Source organism: Ketobacter sp. MCCC 1A13808 (genome assembly GCF_009746715.1).
Lineage (GTDB): Bacteria > Pseudomonadota > Gammaproteobacteria > Pseudomonadales > Ketobacteraceae > Ketobacter.
In genome coordinates this window covers 568,477-587,490 of sequence record NZ_VRKW01000003.1, presented here as the reverse complement: position 1 = coordinate 587,490, position 19,014 = coordinate 568,477, and the positions used below count along the sequence as shown (strand labels likewise).

At 45.9% G+C, this 19,014-nt stretch carries 9 protein-coding genes; all 9 read right to left on the bottom strand.

What is annotated here, in order from left to right:
* Positions 1–248: 248 nt before the first annotated feature.
* Entirely contained in the window at positions 249–6,071 is a 5,823-nt protein-coding gene (locus tag FT643_RS09375; protein ID WP_156871106.1) for a DUF3320 domain-containing protein, read from the bottom strand.
* Between the two features lie 14 nt (positions 6,072–6,085).
* A complete protein-coding gene (locus FT643_RS09370) occupies positions 6,086–7,156 on the bottom strand; it encodes an endonuclease NucS domain-containing protein (protein WP_156871105.1) in 1,071 nt (356 codons plus the stop codon).
* 23 nt (positions 7,157–7,179) lie between these two features.
* Positions 7,180–9,888, bottom strand: a complete 2,709-nt coding sequence (locus tag FT643_RS09365) for an ATP-dependent DNA helicase (RefSeq protein ID WP_156871104.1) — start codon at positions 9,886–9,888, stop codon at positions 7,180–7,182.
* A gap of 167 nt (positions 9,889–10,055) precedes the next feature.
* Positions 10,056–11,258 (bottom strand): restriction endonuclease subunit S, encoded by a 1,203-nt coding sequence (locus tag FT643_RS09360; protein ID WP_156871103.1) that lies wholly within the window; start codon positions 11,256–11,258, stop codon positions 10,056–10,058.
* Entirely contained in the window at positions 11,255–12,331 is a 1,077-nt protein-coding gene (locus tag FT643_RS09355; protein WP_317621985.1) for an HsdM family class I SAM-dependent methyltransferase, read from the bottom strand. Before FT643_RS09355 ends, FT643_RS09360 begins: the two co-directional genes overlap by 4 nt.
* A gap of 174 nt (positions 12,332–12,505) precedes the next feature.
* Entirely contained in the window at positions 12,506–12,904 is a 399-nt protein-coding gene (locus tag FT643_RS09350; RefSeq protein WP_156871102.1) for a DUF6262 family protein, read from the bottom strand.
* Positions 12,901–14,901, bottom strand: coding sequence for a site-specific integrase (locus tag FT643_RS09345; RefSeq protein WP_156871101.1), 2,001 nt, complete (start codon positions 14,899–14,901; stop codon positions 12,901–12,903). The genes FT643_RS09350 and FT643_RS09345 overlap by 4 nt, the downstream gene beginning before the upstream one ends.
* Positions 14,898–17,507, bottom strand: coding sequence for a hypothetical protein (locus FT643_RS09340; RefSeq protein ID WP_156871100.1), 2,610 nt, complete (start codon positions 17,505–17,507; stop codon positions 14,898–14,900). The genes FT643_RS09345 and FT643_RS09340 overlap by 4 nt, the downstream gene beginning before the upstream one ends.
* Entirely contained in the window at positions 17,494–18,984 is a 1,491-nt protein-coding gene (locus tag FT643_RS09335) for a tyrosine-type recombinase/integrase (RefSeq protein ID WP_156871099.1), read from the bottom strand. The genes FT643_RS09340 and FT643_RS09335 overlap by 14 nt, the downstream gene beginning before the upstream one ends.
* Between the last annotated feature and the right edge of the window lie 30 nt (positions 18,985–19,014).

Genomic DNA, 19,014 nt, shown 5'->3' with positions numbered 1-19,014 from the left:
GAATTATCGAATCATGAACAAATACCGGCTTTTGAAACTAACGACTTTACTACTCTCCCAGATAAACCTCTCTATTCTGTTAGATTATCGTTAACCACGCACGCACAACGCGAAGCTGAAATCGGTCGAATAGATTTTCCTAACTGGAAATCACCAACAATTTCTCCTTTGCTTGAGCAGCAGCCATACAATTTGCATATCGCTCTGTAGCTTACTTAACCCGGCAAGCAATGCCTGCTTACCTCAGCCTAAATCCGAGTCACCGCTTCCAATCTCTCCCGCATCTGCTGCGTAAGCCGACCAATACCCAGCGCCTGGGAAAACTCAACAAACTGCCCTTTATCACCGCAAAGCTCAAGAATGGCAATCAGCTCGTCAGCGCAAATAAAATCGAGTTTCTTAACATCATCATCACGGTTCAGAGTCCGCGCATAACGCTTGGAATTATTTTCGGGCCAATAAAAACTGCCAACCGTTTCCTGAATGCAGTTTCTTTTTCCTTCAGCAGCCAGCTTCACCCGATCCCGAATCTGCCTTCCTGCCCGCTGGAATCCATGCTCCCTGGCCAAGCGGCGAACAAGGATTTCTTCATGGATCGGACCCTCAGTGTCGATAATGTGCAACACCATATTCAATAAATCAGAATCATAGGCCGGTGAATAAAACTGCTCCGGATCAATTGAAAAGGACTCAAGTGACGCGCGAACGTAACGAGTCACAACGTCACCATCCTCAGCTTCAGACGCTGTTGGGGTCTGAGTATTAGTCTGAATCTGCTCAACAGTGCTTACCGGATTATCCTCAGCTACTTGCTCTGACGCTTCCTCTGCTCGCGCTGCTTCTTTTTGGGCGGCAGCTTCTCTCGTATGATCAAGATGACCACGCAGCGCAATATCAAGCTCATGCAAAGCTTTGGCTTTGTTGGTCCACCAGTCAGTGGACCAGACCCGGAACAGAGTCCAACCCAATCCTTCCAGAACGGCCTGACGAATTTTGTCTCGCTCCCGTGCAAATGCGGAACTGTGGTACATAGCCCCATCACATTCAATCCCAGCAAGATATAACCCTGGCTTGTCCGGATGAACAATTCCCAGATCTATGCGATACGCAGACACCCCGATCTGAGGATGAAGTTCCCACCCCTTTTCCTGTAGCGCTCTGGCTACTGCAATTTCAAACGGTGACTCAAAGTCTCCTAGCGAGCCGTGAACTGCAGCGCCAAGGGCAGATGCCCCACGTTCCGCGTACTCCAGAAAGTGCTTAAGATCCGCTACCGCCCGGGCTTGTGTTCTGGAAAGATCAATGCGCTCAGGCGGCATAGTAGAGAAGACCACCATCTCGGAACGGGCGCGGGTCATCGCCACGTTAAGGCGGCGCTCGCCGCCAGTCCTGTTGAGCGGGCCAAAGTTCATCGTCACATGCCCAGCTTCGTCTGGCCCATAGGTTATGCTGAACAGGATAACGTCACGCTCATCCCCTTGCACCGTCTCCAGATTCTTAACAAACACCGGTTCCAAGGTGGCTTCTTCCGAGAAGGCCCATTCAATCGCAGGGTCATCGGATCGAGCTTTATCCAGCAAGTCTTCAATCAGACTCTGTTGCTCCGTGTTGAACGTCACGACGCCAATGGACTGTGATCGAATGGTTGGATCGGACGAAGTCAAACGGCGCACAATTTCCGCCACTATCGCTTTTGCCTCACCTTGGTTGTGGCGGGCTTTGCCTCTGGCATAGAACCCCTCTGGTCGCACCAAAGACACACCTTTATCAGGGTGCACAGGTGCGGGGAAGGTAATCAACGAGCTGTCGTAATAACGGCTGTTTGAAAACGCAATCAAACTCTCTCTGCGTGAGCGGTAATGCAGGTTAAGCACTCGCTGGGGAATGCTCGCCCCGATCAATTCATCAAGAATGCTTTCGAGATCACCTTCCGCGTCAATATCGCCATCCGGATCATCATCGGACCGCGAGAAGAAATTAGTGGGTGGCATTTGCTTGGGATCGCCCGCCACAATCACCTGTTTACCCCTGGCAAGCGAACCAACAGCATCCCAAACCGTAATCTGGGATGCTTCGTCAAAAATAACCACATCGAAAAGCGCTTGATCAGCAGACAGGAACTGAGCGATCGACAAGGGCGACATCATCAAACAGGGAGCCAATGACGTAATGACATCCGGAATTTCTTCCATCATTTCCCTGACCGGCTTATGCCTTGTTTTCTTCTGCAGCTCATGGCGCAGCACGCCCCACGAGGAACTGCGCTTGATATCCTCAGGATCGGGAATGTCGCCCGACAATTTCGCAGCAATGTATTGTGCCGTGAGCTTGCTGAACTGATCGTCCATTTGACGGAACTGCAGGATGGCCGACTCATGCTCCGGTGACGAGAAGGTCCTTAAAATTTCATCTTCACCGATCACAGCAGATGACCACCAGGCACAATAAGCGGCCTCAAATACATCCACCACCTCATCGGAATCCACTGCACCCTGTTCCAGTGCCGCAACCAGATTTCCCAGCTGATAATCGAAAGCCTCGGATCGCCTGCGCACCCAGCCACACCAGTCTTTGAGAGAGATATGGTGCTCGATGACCTCATGACTAAGATTAGCAATGGCATCCAGTGCCGGTTGTTCATCAGGCAGATGATCATCAATCATATTACCGATCAGGCCTTCGAACTGCTCTTTCACGATACGGAACTGACCCAATGCTGCCAAATAGTCGGTAATGGTTCGACCTACGCTGGCTTCAGGCGCCAGCAAATCATTTGCATCAAACAACAATGTGCGAAGTTTTGAACGCATGGTTGCCAAAGTTTCTGCGTCTTCTGCGAGCTTTCCTACTGCAACCCGGGCACGACTGCCCAGCAACTTTAATGAGGCAATAGTTTCAGGGTCAGAAGAGTAGGAATTCCATTCCCGCAACCCATTCAGCACACCGTCCAAACTGTCAATATTTTGCCCTGTCTCCCGCAACTGCCGCAGCACAGGTATATCATTGTCCGGATCCGGAATGCCTTGGGCGCCATTTTCGCGCATAAGCTTGCGAACTTTTCGCTTGGCGAAGTAACTCTTTGGCCACCAGGTCTGATTCGCATTTTTCCAGTGCGTCCCCAAAACATCCGCATCCAGTTTTTTCCAGGCCAGCGCCTCATAACCACAACTCAGCTTGGACTGCGTTTCAATGTACACCTTCAACTGTCCAACGGCTTCTTCCAGAGCATCCAAACGGTCCGGAGCATCGGGCTCCAATGCAAATGATGCATGCTGGCGATACGAATCAAGCAACACCTGACCCAGCTCGGCAATGACCTCAAGCTTTTTTAAACTCACCAAGCCAAAGCTGAGGCCGATTGCATCCTGCAAGGCTGTCAGATGTCGCCCCACCTCCTTGGCATGGGTGGCAAGCTTGCGTGCAACACTGACCACCTCCTCCTGCCATTGGGGGCGCCAATCATAATTGGATATCGGCTGCAACGGGTGGGCAACCACATTGCCCACGGCCTTGGCCTGAATACCCAGCAGACTCACCAATTCTCGAAGCGCCTGAAGCTGAGCCTCATCGTGATGATCCGAGTTGGGCCAACTGAGCTTAACCTTGGCAGCCAAATCTTCATCGCGCACCTTCACACCAATAGCGTAGTGAGCGGTCAATCCATTCCTGCGGCGCTGATGCAGAGTATTCACCACCGTGTTCAGACGATCACGCAATACCTTGATACGATCCGCTTCCTGCTGCCATTCACTCACGCTGTTTTGCGAAAAGCTATTCCAGGAGGAACGAAGCTGCGCCAACACATCGGCCTTTTTGGCTTTATTGGAATGCAGTTCAAGACAAAAGTGCGCCAAACCAATATCTCTCAAACGACGATGCACCACTTCCAGTGCCGCTGTCTTTTCGGACACGAACAGCACACGCTTGCCTTTGCCCATCATATGGGCAATCAGGTTGCCGATCGTCTGACTCTTACCCGTCCCCGGTGGGCCAATAATGACAAAGTCCTTGCCACGATCCGCCGTAGCAATGGCCGACATCTGCGACGAATCAGCCGGTAACGGAGTTAGCAAATCGGCCGGAGCAAATTCCTTATCAATATCCGCCGCATCAACAAAACGAATATCACTCTCGAATGGGTCTCTGGGGGTTTCGAGCAAGTGATTGACCACCGGGCTTTGCTTTAGCGCCTCAGAGCGATCCACCAGGTCCTTCCACATGAGATATTTGGCAAACGAGAAATGGCCCAGCACCACCTCTTCCACCACCTCAAAACCGGGTATAGCCTTGATGGCGTGCCTGACCCGGTTCCACACCCCATCCACATCGACGCCACTTTGATCCTGAGGCAATTGACCGTGCAGCCCATTAATCTCAATACCAAAGTCTTTATGTAACATTTCCAACAGCGTTGTATTGAATCGAGGCTCATCGTCGCTGGCAATCATCTTCACACCACTGCGAACCGATTTTCGCTCAAGGGATACCGGGAGTAATATCAAGGGTGCCCGGTAGCGTCGATCCTCTTTCTCCTTTTGCTTCCAGAATAGGAAACCAACCGCCAGGAATAGCGTATTGGAGCCGCCTTCCTTTAATGAGGTTTGCGCTTTTCGGTAGATTTCCACCGCCCGCTTGTCCAGCTCCTCCTGATTAAGATCCACCAGAACCTGGTTCTTGGAAAGCGCATCTTTCGCATACTCTTCCTTCAAATCCTCGCCGGTGCGTTGACGGTAGATTTCTTCATCCTGATCCTGAGACTTAAATTTGGGGAACGGCGAAATAGAAATTCGAGCACCAGACGCCAACACATCTTCCAAGGCACCCGGGTCACTGCAAATAAACGTCAAACTGGTTTTGCCCGGTCTGTGGTTTAACAACGGATTGCGGGCAGACAAGTCCAGTAATTTACGTTGCCAGCGATCCAATCGCCCTTTCAGCGTCTCCTCCGCAGGCAAATCGGCTTCCAGGTGGGAGAAACCGGGCAGCGTCGGTGAATCCTCCAAGCCGGGCTCAAAGCCATCATCATGACTGCCGTCAACGGTTCTATTGCCAGGCGCATTCTGTAATCCAATAGGATTAATATGATGGCCCCGAGCCCGCCGCACGTCGATCGCGGCCTCAAACGTCTTATCCTTTTCAAGCGAAACAACCTGGCTTCCCAGTTGCACCGCCTTTGAAAACGGCACTATCGGATGGGAAGTGGTCGCCGTAGTCTCGATTAAAATAAGTTCCTTCAGCGGAATGCGTTGCCTTAATATTTCCGCCTCATCGATTACTACGCTGGAAAGGTCTTCTGGCTGCAACCACAGCCCCACCAGCGCATGGCCCTCAACCAAAATCAATATCGGGTTTAAGCCTGCCTGCTCGAAAGCCGCCGCAAACAAGAGCGTTGTATCCAAACAGGTGGCGACTCTTGCTTCTTCAATTTGACTGGGCAAGCGAATTTTTTGCCCGTTGCGTTCGAAGCTGCTGGGTGGCAGGGCATATCCAATCTGCATTTTGGCGACCGCGGAATAGATCGCTGACGCCATCAACCACACCCGTTCCCGACTCTGCGATCCATAACCATTTAATGCGTCGGGCTTGCCGGCTTTACGCAGAATCTGACTCGCCTGCCCTAATAGACGATCGACCGCCGGATCATTTGGAGTGGAGAACGCAGCGAGCAACTCCGGCATAAAACCAGCGCCGCCCCATTCATTTCTGGCGAGCAGTTCAACGGGGATAACCTGCTCATCCAAGACCTTATCGCCACTGGCAACGCGAATGGTGACTAACCCGCGCAGGGACTCTGAAAGCCCGAACAGAAAGCCGCCATCCAACTCGACGTCTCTGTCCTTAACCGACAAACTTGTCAATTGCGCTATCTTATCAATGGTCCAAGTCTTACCTTTGAGGAACGCTGGGGATGATTCCAATGTCACCTTGATATCTGAGAGCTCCGCCTCTTCGCTCAGATTTTCAATTTTGAGCTCGCGCAGCACCGCAAATGCGCTCTGATGGCAAGCAAAATTGATCTTCTCCACGAAGGTAACGTGAAGTTTGCAACGGCGATTTTCCAACTCAGACATATCAATTACCTAATTTAAAACGACAAATGCCAAATCTCTTTCAACCGTTTAACGGTATGAACCCACTTTGGCGTGCGAGGCCTGGCCACAGAGTTCTGGTTACCAAACAGACCCACCTCATTGACGGATTGTGCCTCTGATACCTGATGCAACCAGGAAACCGGCACAAAGTACTCGGCTTCATCTTCACCACAATCAGCCGCCAGATTGTAATGTCCTTTCAGGTTCAGCTCGGGCGTAATAAACTCATCCGCCATCACCGCATTATCCTTAACCTGAGCGACTCCGACGTAGCCAGTTCCGGGAATGTTCACCCAAACCCTATCTCCAGGTTTCAAACCAAATAACGTTTTACTATACCATCGGCCACCACCAGCGGAGATAAAGCCATAATTAACGGCATCCTCCCAATTACGACTACCCGGACCCACTCCATAACTACAGTAGAACTCGCCATTCCATTCGCCTACTTTGCCCGTATTCACTGCATGCTCTTCGGTCTCAACGGGATCGATCATCCAGGCTCGACTGAGATACTGATTATCCCCGTCCTGAAACACGGAAAAGAACACAGCATTCACTGCCACGCTGGCTTTATCATTTAGGTAATTGATGATCCGCTCGGTACTCGCATCCAATTCAGCAGCAACAATCACCATCTGGTGCGAGCTATTGATCTCGTCCTCAACAGGCAGCGCTCCGAATTTTGCCCGGAAAGCTTCATCAAATGTCTTCTCACCCAAACCCTGTTTAGTCGCAAACTCGGAGTAAATCTGAACAAATTTTTCAGGGGGCAGGTTTTCAATCCAGGCGGCATAATCAATGGCCTGCGCCACCACATCTCGGGGTGTTTTATGTTTCTTCAATTCGACAATGATGATTGAACCTGTGGCGTCAATGGCGAGCAAATCAATATACTTGCCAAAATCCGTATAGACCTGACGTCCGATTAACATCCAGCTGCTATTGAGAATTGATATATCGCGAGTGATCTTCTCTTCGAGCAGAGATTCGCTATCAAGCCTGACAGCTGCCAAAGGCTGAGGTTTATCACCGATTTTCCAGATGCCGTGTTGGACTGACATTAAAAAATCCGCCGCAATTTGTATTAATTTCTGACTGTTGCGAGACCGCGCCGACTCGACAAAAGAGCCACATCCTTGTTTCTGTTGATCTTTTGCAAGCGTTTAATCACTTTCTGCTGGGTCTCTGGAGTCCAGAAGATTTTTAATCGATCTCGAGTTCTTGTGATCGCTGTATAAAATATGCTATGGGAGATGTCGTCTTCGTTAGCATCAGTGATTACTACCTTCACAGAGTCATACTCCAATCCCTGAGCCTTATGTATCGATACTGCGTATGCAACCTGGAAAGGTACTGTTATATTGAAAGCATCATCATCGTCATCACTGTTTCTCAATTCATAAACACAAAAACGCACAGTCGATCCTTGCACCCACTCTAGCTCTGTGCCTATAACATCCAGCTCAGTCAAAGGTCGATCCAGATCGATGTCAAACTGGATATAGCCTACAAATCGCTCAATATGGACAATCCGTCCTTTGAGGTTGTTATATATAATCGGCCTGAATCGTTCAGCGTCAAAAAAGAGCACAGGATCTCCCACTTTATAAGTAGAATCCTCCCAAGTGATTGGCTCATTAGGATTGCTGCTCTGCAGGAATCGATTAATATTGTTAATACCATAAAGCCCGTCATAGTTTAGGCATAGAATAATTTCATCGTTTCCTTGGGGCTGAAAAATGCTGGCATCCAATACAGAGGAATAATTGTTTCTCGCCATCACCTCGGTCAAATCATCATCTATTGCGCGAACCTTACTCCAGAATTGCAACAAATAACTATTCTGCGTCCTAAACGGTGTCGTCAATTCAAAAATAGATGTACTTGGAATAAACGAGCGAACTACCTCGAACCAATTTCCAAATTGAATGGACTCAATTTGATAGACATCCCCAACAAGCACTATCAACTTTGCAGTGGTCTTTTCTATGACTTTTAAAAAGTCTGAGTTACTAACGGTACTGCATTCATCAATAACAAGAAGATCGTAATCTGGAAAGAATGCATTGTTGCTACGTATTTCGCCACTTACTGTACGAAAATCTGAGTTCTGCGCCATAACTTTACGCTTTAAATTGTCAATCGCTGGATTAGTATGAGCGAGAAACAACTTCTTTTTATCACTGAAATAGTGAGCAATGTGATCCACCATGGTGGACTTTCCAGTTCCAGCTGCCCCATAAATTAGAGCCACCCTTGATTCACTAAATAACTGCATTAATGCTTGGCTTTTTGCACTATCATCAATATAGCGAGCGGATTCACTCAACCAACGAGCTACAGATTTGCTATAACCAGCGACCCCAGTTGAAGAAAACTCGTTTAACTTATTCAGGATTCTGTAGGTATCTTCTTCATAACCATTGATAAAAACATGCCGCTTATCAAGAACAAGCTTGCGAATTTCCCTATGTTTTCTGTAAATCAAATCATTGTAGCGACCAATCAAATCCTTGAGATCATCGCCAAAGTCTACGAACTCCGTTATAGGGGAATATAAAACACCTCTGCTCTCGACATTAGTTCGCACTCGACGGGCAAGCAGCTCATGACGACGATCGCTCATATCGATACAATCAGTCAGATCCCAGAACCTTGGGTTATGTCCTGGAAGTGATGTACAAAGTGGCATTTGATCGAACGGTATACATCCATAGTGAAGGTTTAGGTTTGATAGCAGACCACAACCTTCTCGATAAAATTGCGATTTCAAAGTTTGGTTGTGCATCCTTAAAAGAAGATATCTGAGAACATTACCTCCTGCATGAAAGTTCCTAACTAGTCGGCGCACTTCGTCTATAACTGGGAATATTTGAGGTACAGCTGTTGAGTTAGTCGCCGCAACTTTCAACTGCTGATAGTGGTGATCAGTCATATCAAGCAAATCAACCAAATTTCGATGACCCTTCGTCAAAAAAGCCATCAAATAACGGTATTCATTAGATGAGGTAGGTCCAGTTATGGAAACACCCAAAATACGCGAAAAATTTTTAAGCTCGCAGGAACGAATCGAAACTTCCCAATCAAGAATTAGAGTAATAGGCATTGTTTGCCCTAACACTTCTATTTGATTCCGCCTGAGCGTCAGGTTAACTGCATATTTGTCTGACAACTCTAAGTCCGTAAATGCAATGACCCGGTCAAACTTACTTACTTTATTGACCGCTCGACAAAAGGTAACCTCATAATATATTCGTCCGCGGGTGAAAAACGGGCGAATTCTTTGAATGTAGTACCGATCTTTCTTGTCGCCAGCTTGACTGAAGCCACGCATAGCATCGATTCGAGAGGCTATTTTCTCATGGTACTCACGCAAAGAAGGGTCCAGGTCAACAGGAAAGGACTCTAGATTGGGAACTATATGAAGCGAACAGTACTGATGAACGCTGGCTCTAATTCGAAAAAGGTATTCGTAATACTTAAGCATCAGTCGCTCTGATGCATCTCCATCCAATGTATAATGCGACGCAATTTTCTGGATCAGATTATGAAACCGACTAATGAAATTTAGCTTTCCATTTGATTTTACGAACGCAAGACCAGGCTCAATTTGGTCATACTTAAATTCTTCATCTAATGATTTGGTGTAAAAAAGTACAACCACCCCTTCAACCAAATTCCTAATCTGTGAAAGCACGTTCTGAGATAGGAGTGCCCGGCTATCACATATCGATGTAATATTCTGGGAAATCGCGTTACTGGAGTTCTCTATTTGGTTTCGTACTGAAATCATTACCGATCTGCTCTTTTAGATTGCTGGAAAAGAAACATTGGCAAAACCATAAAAGTCGGATTCTTACCAAACATCCGCAGATTACAAATTGGAGAAATAGAAGCAATGCCACATGTTTGCGCACGCTCACCTAAACAATTAGCATTTACCCATGACTCGAAATCCAATTAAAACCCTCCAGCAAATGCTTTTTGACTAATTGATTCAAACAAGGGAATCTCGGCAGCCACTGCTCTCACGTTTTCAGATTGCAAAACAACCATCCTGATAGCATCGAATTTATTCTGCAGCCCTAAAGGTGGAACTCTAATTTTAAATTTTTTGCACTCCGGCACAGACAAATGTGTAACTGTGGAGCCCGCATGCATTTTTTCGATCTGCCTTTTCACTCCGCTTCCCATTAGCTCAAACATCAAGTACTCACTCGAAATTTGCTTTCTATCGGGCCGAAAGTGCATTGTTCGCTGGCCAAGAAATATTTTCTCATCTGTGGACACCACGGCCGCTTCACCTGCTGGCGCTTCACGGGTAAAAATTAGATCACCGATTTTAGGTTCCAGTCGGCGTATCCATTTCAAATAAGTATCTTGGCTCACATAACGAACATTATTAGTCTCAAGTGAATAGTTTCGAACATTAGTTGTTCGGATCATCTTATAGGGTGTTGGATAATCTACTGTAGGAGCTGTCCTATTCACACAGTCGACTATTTCCGTACAAAGTTCATCGATAGATCTGACATCCCACCCCTTCGGATTAGTAACCGGATCACCAAACATATCCAGGAACACAGCGCGGAGGAATTCGTCGGCGAGCTGGATGGCTTGCTGGCGTTTGCGGCGGATGGCATCGGCTTTGTCGAGGATGGCGGCGATGCGTTTTTGTTCGGGTAGGGGTGGGAGGGGGATTTCCAAATCTCGGATATTCCCAAGTGACACGAACTTCTGTGTTCCTCCCCTAGATTTATTCTCAAACTGACGTGTAGCTAATGGACTATTAAGAAAATGGTATATATATCTATTAAAAACTTCACTTTTTTCAAATTTGAACAGCGCTACATTTTTAATGGAAAACTCATGAGTTTTTTCCACTATCACCGGATTTCCTATTGTACCAATCATCGCGTAAAGAATATCACCATCATCCACCTTCGAGCGCTTTGATATTGCGTGATGGTCTTCCTCACTTATATAGCTACATGTCGAGAAATCTATCGAACCACTAATTAAGTTTTTAGAGGTTACCAAGGGTATTCCTTCCGCGACAGATTTTGGCGAATCATGCGTCCCGTCTCTAATATCGATGGAATCTTGGGCTTTGATCCAAGACCAGCCAGAAGGTAGGGACTCTGAACATCCAAGTTTGATCACAACATCCCCTCCAACTCGTCCAGATCCGCCATAATCTCTTTTTCCAGAGCTTGCAGTTTTTTCAGGATCACTTTCGGGTCTTCATACTGCTCTTCCTCATACACCACTTCTTTATAGCGGTTGATGGAAAGATCGTACTTGTTGTCGGCAATGAGGCTGGCGTCCACCACAAACGCTTTTTTGGTTTTATCGCCAAAGTGCTTTTCGATATCGTCGCTGCTGGCATTGGCCAATACCAGTTCACGGTATTGTTTCCATTTGGTGATGGCGTCGGGCAGGTCGTTGTTGCCATCGCCTTTTAATGGAGTGCGCTTGTCGTCCAGGCTGTAGCCATCGGCTTGCAGGTCGTAGAACCAAACGCGTTCGGTGCTGCCGCCTTTGGTGAACATGAGGATGGCGGTGCTGACTCCGGCATAGGGTTTGAATACACCGCTGGGCAGGCTGATGATGCCTTCCAGTTGGTTGTCTACCAACAGTTCCTTGCGCAGTTGCTGGTGGGCCTTGCTGGAGCCGAACAGCACACCGTCGGGCACGATCACGGCGGCACGGCCACCCAGTTTGAGGGCGCGCAGAATGTGGGCCACAAACAGCAGTTCGGTTTTTTTGGTTTTGACGATGCCTAGCACGTCGGGGTTGGTGTTGGCTTCATCCAGGCTGCCCTTGAAGGGGGGATTGGCCAGGATGACGTCGAAGTAATCCTGTTCCTGTTGCGGGTAGTGTTCCTTGACGGATTTGTTGAGGCTGTCCTGATAGAGGATGTTGGCGCCGTTAACGCCGTGCAGCATCATGTTCATGCTGCTGACCCGCAGCATGGTGGTGTCGAAGTCGAAGCCCCAGAACATCTGTTTGTTGATGTGGTCGCGGTAGGGTTCCAGCAGGTCGCCACTGTAGTGGGTGTTGCCGTCTTCATCCTGAAAGGTGCCCGCCTCGCTGGAGTGAACCCGGTTGAGGTATTCCATGGTGCGGGCCAGAAAGCCGGCGGTGCCACAGGCGGGATCGCCGATCACGTCGCTGGGCTGGGGGTCGATCAGTGCAATCATGGCGTCGATGATGTGCCGGGGTGTAAAAACAATGCCATCTTCAGTGTTCTGAAAAACTGTTACATAGAGATTTGGCGGGACCTGTAGGGCTGTAACACTTTTATCTTGATTGAGTGCTTAAAAGCTTAGAATTTCATTCTGACAGTTACCGAAGTGTTACATCAAGTGGCACCGCAGCAGTGTAGAACATCCATTAAGAGCAATAACTTAATATTTGACATTCGTTTGATTGTCACGCAATTTATTCAGAGCCTCGACATGCTCTTCAGCCAATTGGTCGTACATTGAATAGACTTGTTGAATATGGGCCAGTAAAGCAGGAACCTCGCTTTCTTGCTCCTGTTGAAGCTTCTGAGACTTTCTTTTAGCTGACGATAGTTTGTTTTTTAGCTTTTCTAGCTCTGCTCTATCCTTATCACGTTGCGACCGTTCAGATTGCTTTGTCTGCTCGTCTTTAATTATGCACTTCAAATCTGGATAACGGTTATAAATAACGGAATGACTTAATCCCGCTCTGTCAGCAACTGACTTAATGTTTACCTTTTTACCTTCGCCAACCAGTTCAAATAAGGCTTCTATTAGGATTTTTCTGGTATCTTCACTCATGCTTGATTAATCCCTTTTGAAGGTTCTAGCTGTTTAATAACAACTCTTGCTGCCGCCAAGTTACTTTTCAAAACGGTACTAAATGAATCCAACTTTGCTCGAACACCATCGGGAGCAGATTCTATTTTCTTGATTTTATCTTCGCAGTTAATCTCAATTGTTTTCCAGTAAGTTAAGTGCCTAGCTGTAGCAATGTATCCGTCGCAGTAAATACAATGGCTAGGATCAGCTACATTCTTAACCTTACAATCCTTGGCTTTCGTACAATAGCCGTGCCCAACTCCACGTAGGTCACTTGAGTTTTTCGATATAAAGTCCACCAATTGATTCATATCTTTGAAATGTGGTTGAACAGTGTCGGTAGCCTGGCTACCCAACATTTCTTTAACACGAGCAGAGAACCGAGCGCCGCCATGTCCGGCGATACTTCCATCCAGTGAGGCCTCGACAATCTCACTAACAGTAAGATTGGTAATATGATCTGAAAACTCGTCTGCTATATTTAGCAGTTCTCCAATAGACTCATACCCACGCTGGGCATAGACCAGCGTCATATTTTGCCATAAATGCTTGTACTGATATCTGATATCATCCAGCTCACCTAATCGGTTAGCGATGATAAACCAGGCAAATGTGTGCCTGAACTGATGAGGGGTAAAGTTGAAGTAATCTCCTGGTTTATAACGTTGATGCCGGTCAGAATTGTTAGGAGCAACTGATTTGTAATTACACCCAAGGCGCTCAAGTTGCTCTATGTCAGATGGGCCAACAGGAATCTTGAAAAAATCACTGATGTTGAACGCAGCTGAATTTGGCCTCTTGTTCATTCGATAGAATCCGCAGCTGGCAAGTGAGTAATTTGCCACAAATAAGTACTTATGTTTTAGTCCTTGTTGCAATTCATTTAGATAATCATCTGATACTTCAGATGACAAGTGCTCAATAATTACTCTGGCTTTCTCATAAACAACATCATTTAAAGAAGATATTAGGTTTAAATACTTTGCAACAACTTCTCCGCAAACCCATTCCACATGCTGAGAGCCTTCTGTTGTTTTTGTTAGTTCTGATATCAACGAGTATTGAACATCACCGGACTCTGACACTCTACTTGTCAAGCAATCATTAGCCAGAGATAAGACCTCTCCATCTCGCATTCCGGTGAAGGCTAGAACCAAGGTATTTACTAAGCCTTTCACTCTGCTAATTTTTGATGCTACTGAAGAAGCACCTGATCTTAATAGGCTTCTGTATCGACCATTCACAATTCTGAATTGACCACTTTCAATTCTACATATCTCTTCTGATTGAAGACGAATCCATTCATTTCGATGTTCTTCAACTATATCTAACTCGGAAATAACTTTTGATATTAGTTGCTTTAATACTTTGCTAGGGATAACTGGATGTTTCTTCCTAATATCCTTCTGATATGACGCGACGACAGGTCCAATCTTATTTGAGATTAAATTGAATGATTTATCACCTAACAATCCATAGCAATTCAGCCATTTAATAGCAGTGTTAATTGATACGCACAACCTAGGCTTACTGGTAGCTTCAATATAATTAATAGCCTCAGAACAATAGTAAGATCTTGCCAGAATTTTTAGTCCATCAAACTCCATCCACGAGTGAATATTCTTAACGAAAAGAAATTTGGCAATAGATCTTAAACTCCTTACCCCATGTGTAATGGTGCTCCATTTCAGCGGGGGCATACCTTCACCAATCCCTGATGTGTATAGAGCCAACATCAGTATCTTGAATTCATATTCAAACTCGACGCTGAGTTCATTGAACGATATCCCAATCTTTTCTCCGATCGGCTTCCATGCGGAATCTGAAAGCCTAACCTCCCGTGAGTAACCGATACGATCAGAACCACTCCAGACAATTTCATCGCGTAAAGATAGCCAACGTTTTTCGCAATATGGCTTTATATTGTATTCCCCAGTGCCACTGAGGCACTCGGAAAGTACGAAGGAAATACTCATACAACACCTGCGATATCAGATATGGCATAGTTCCAGACTGGATGCAGCCCATTATTTTTAAACAATGTTCGCCCCAGACTAACCTGACTAGAGTTTGTGATTTTTAGTCTGGATATGATTTCATCAACTCTTTCAGATAAAGCGTGATGAGCCTGCTTTTGCAGGCTAACATCGGAGAAATGCGCGATAGCCCCCTGCATATCGCCTAGGACATAATCTTTGAAAGACAGTAATTGCCACACATGATCGGCATCGGCTACAACCCGATAGTGTCTACACCATATGCACGCCATAAAATCACCGCATCTGTCGATTTCATTAGAAGCTAATATCCTGTTTTGCTTTGCATAATAGTATGCTTCTTTTGAGCCTTTCTCTGCGTTACACCCTCCTACCGGGGTTAGTTGAGTGTCAGATTCATATTCAGTGACAATTACGATATTAGAGGATAACTCCTTTCCAACAAAATACTGCTCCATAATCTTGGTTGCATCGCTCAGTGTTGTTTTTGAAGATGCCTCACTGACTCGTTGGTAATTTTTTATAAAGGTCGGGTATGAATGCTTAAAGGTATCTTTGTATCTTCTAAAATCTTTTGAAAGTTGGCGATAGACTTCATTAGAACCAGTTTTTCTGAGTTTTACGGAGTTGTATTTTACCGAGCACCCAAGCCCCATCAGAATCGTAGCTATCCTGGCTACAATAACGTTGTAATCTATCGTTTTGAGTTGGCCTAGCTCTTCATGAATAAATAGAAATCTTGAATTATCATGTCCACCATACTTTCTCCTGGTAGCGCTTGTTAATATATCCCGTACCTTTAGTAAATCATGAATAGCTGATCGCGATGATTTATAGTCAAAGTTGAAGTGATCAGTTTGATAGCCTTTTCGTGGCTTTTGAATAAGTATTGTAACCGGGCGTGTGCTGGTCGGAACATCAACCTGCCTAATGTCCGAGCACTCAAGATTTGCTATTACTGATGTATTCCAGCACGTCTTTATTTGAATTCTGGCAAAGTACATTGACAGCCTGTCTTGTAACGGCCAGTCATGTTTTACAATCCCTTTCTCTATATGAAACGCCAGCTCCCGTACTTCATCTAAAGTATATGTGTCACTACTTTTCATCCTCAAGGCATGAACAGCATGTCTATTGCTAGTTATCCGATACGCATTGATATATTTTTGACGAGTTATGCCGCATAGCCATCTTATCGAGGAAATATAGCCTTCAGCTGTTCGCCTTGAAACAGACTTTGCGAGAACATCTGCCTGTATTTTCGACAAAACATCAAGCTGAATCTCGCCGTCATTAGCAGATAAAAAGCTCACTCCAAGCCCATTTACAGTGACTCGGTCACAGTACGCTGAAAATACTTTTATTAGTTTTGAGAAGCGGGCATGAAGGGTTTCAGCCCCATAGTTTTTCTGGCTAAGAAGTTCGGTCTCTTCTTGGTGAATGGATACAATATCCTCCCTAAGCTTTAAGCATATTTCGGATACAATGGATATATCTAGGGTTCTGACTTTCCCGCTTTTATCGTTTTCAAAACATAATATGTCTTGAAATAATATTCGCTGGTTAACCTTCATCCCTGAATAGTGCTCGTATAGATTTGCAACTGCCGTGGCTTCATGTTGCTTGTAGTGCCGGAAAATATCTCTTAGTGGCTGATATCCTTCCGACGACAAGGCATCCAGCCCAATTTCCACAAACTGGCTTTTGAAATTATGATCCTTTTGGGAAAACCTTAGAATTGTTCTTATAGAGCATGATAGCCGCCCTTTAAGCCCGCTCGAACCATGTCCAAATTCGCCTGAATAATAGGCGTTTTCAGCGAGCGACTTTATCTGCATCAATGCTGCTTTTGATGTGGCATGGAGTTCAGTGACATCCAGGCTTCGTCCGCCAATCAACAGTTTTTGTCTATAGAAAAGATCGGGATATGCAGCCTCAACAAAAGACCTTAGCTGTGATCTAACAGGTATTACCCTGTGTCTCTTAATACCTGCATCGATCAGATGTCCCTCATCGAGCGCAGATTCTAGAAGCACTACAATATCAGAGTTCTCATCAGATGCTAACGCTTTAATAATGCTTACAACTTGTTGTACGATCGCTACTTTAGTGGCTTCAGATAACGCTTCTGAGTCAACAAATTTCGTTATTGCATTTTTTACAGAATCTCCAAGAAGCTCGGATTTCAGGTAGATATCTAATAACCCAACAAAGGTACCATAAACCGCAACAGAAGTTGGTTTGCCTGTGTAGTTCTCTGGATGTGTAAATCTATACAGGAAGTCCAATGATCGGGTGAATGCAACGGCCTTTTGCTTTTCCAAATTGCTAAATGCAGCAATTTCTAAACGAAGCCAATATTTTTGATCACTGAGTGCTTCCACTCCATAATTTTGAAGGTAAACAAGCTGATCTGCACACGATTTAGGCCAGGATTTCATGCCTTGTATAAGTCCAGCGCGATAACCATTCACTGTAACCTTGTTGGCCGTAATTGAACCATTTTCAAGTTTGTGTTGAAGCTCCTTGAATTCCCGTTCTAGCACCGGGGATATATCACAAAGCCTTTGTCTAGGATTGGTCATCATCCCCCCTTAGCAAGTGCTGATAATCGTCAACCAGCCGCTCATCAATGCCGTCGAAGATGGTGTCTGACCACCCTCTCATTTCACTATCGAATGTTACTGCGCGTGCAAAGTTTAAATACTTCCGGGTCGTCGAGAAATTTGAGTGTCCAAGTAAAGCCATCAGCTTAAACTCTATAAATCCGGGCTCTAAGCCTTTGTCGAGCATGTACTTGGCAAGGTTGGTTGCATATGTTGACCGTAAGTCATGAAAGCTTCGCTCCAAAGCAATGCCAGCAAGCGACAACTCTTTGCGAGCAAAGATTACAGTATTACTAACTGACTTTTCAGATACTCCTATGCCTGAACGATTTATGAAAAGTGGCTTTACGTGATAAATGCCGTTATTCACCTCCCACTTCATAACTCTATGCATTCGTTCATCGCTATTCTTGTAGACCCACAATCGTTGCATCAATGTCCGAGGTATTAATATCTGTCGCTCCTTATTCCCCTTGCCAGTAATGGTCGCATGATATGAAGGCGTATTGCTTGTAGAAGGATCGACCACATGAACTTCCTGAAACTGAGCAATTTCGAATGCCCTCATGCCAGTGAAAAGGGCTAAATCTACCCATAAGCGTCTTGCTGGAGACTTCAGGTATTGGGTGTCATATAGAGCGCAAAGCTCATCATGGGCGTATGGAGACAATTGATCACTAGGTAGTGACTTCTGCCGATATTTTCTTGGTATCGTTAAGTCGGATGTTTGAACGGTCAATCCTGCTGAACGATAGTTCGTAGAAAATATTGAGTTAATGTCCGAGTCTTCATTTCTGCGCTTTATATGCAGCTGTTGATATTCGAAAGGCAGTTTTTCGATAGTGCCTCTGCGACGAGCCCATTCGTAAAACTGTCTAACGTGCGTCATATACAGATTGGCGCTATCGCGGCCTAGAGCGTTCACCTGGACCAAATCGATTAGAAACTTTCTAAAACGGTATACAGGGAGCCAATATTTGGCACGTTGTGTCGTTGCCTGGGCAATGACCTGACGCCAATCAACCCCCTCCGCAGCAAGCCAAGAAAGAAAAACACACAACGAGTTGGCTATTGAGTGCAGCGTCTTTACAGATACACCGCCCAATGAATTCGCTCTAGCGGCTCGTCTAGGAGCGCGATACAGCCCTTTGTAGCGGTGTTCCAGATATAAGTTCATTTCCAGTGCATCAAACTGGCGTTCATGCGACCAGATGAGAGGGAAATTATCTACCCACTGGTCTTTCCTGTATTCAATGACTCTTATCCCCTGATTGTCAGCCTTGCCCGAGAACACTGGTAAGGAACCGACATTGAATCGCACCCTATACACTTTTGAGAGCTTTTTTTGCATCATCACCAATGACGTTATCCGTATAACCAACAAAAAGCCCTTGAGCAACTTTATTTGCATCAAAGGCGATGAAACAACTTTATCTTGACATTTGGCTGGAATCAACAGATTATTTCTGCATCATTGGCTATGAAT

Bases quoted from the DNA above. Each gene is read 5' to 3' on its own strand.
- FT643_RS09375 (WP_156871106.1), bottom strand. From the start codon at position 6,071: ATGTCTGAGTTGGAAAATCGCCGTTGCAAACTTCACGTTACCTTCGTG.
- FT643_RS09350 (WP_156871102.1), bottom strand. From the start codon at position 12,904: ATGAGTGAAGATACCAGAAAAATCCTAATAGAAGCCTTATTTGAACTG.
- FT643_RS09340 (WP_156871100.1), bottom strand. From the start codon at position 17,507: ATGACCAATCCTAGACAAAGGCTTTGTGATATATCCCCGGTGCTAGAA.
- FT643_RS09365 (WP_156871104.1), bottom strand. From the start codon at position 9,888: ATGATTTCAGTACGAAACCAAATAGAGAACTCCAGTAACGCGATTTCC.
- FT643_RS09345 (WP_156871101.1), bottom strand. From the start codon at position 14,901: ATGAGTATTTCCTTCGTACTTTCCGAGTGCCTCAGTGGCACTGGGGAA.
- FT643_RS09370 (WP_156871105.1), bottom strand. From the start codon at position 7,156: ATGTCAGTCCAACACGGCATCTGGAAAATCGGTGATAAACCTCAGCCT.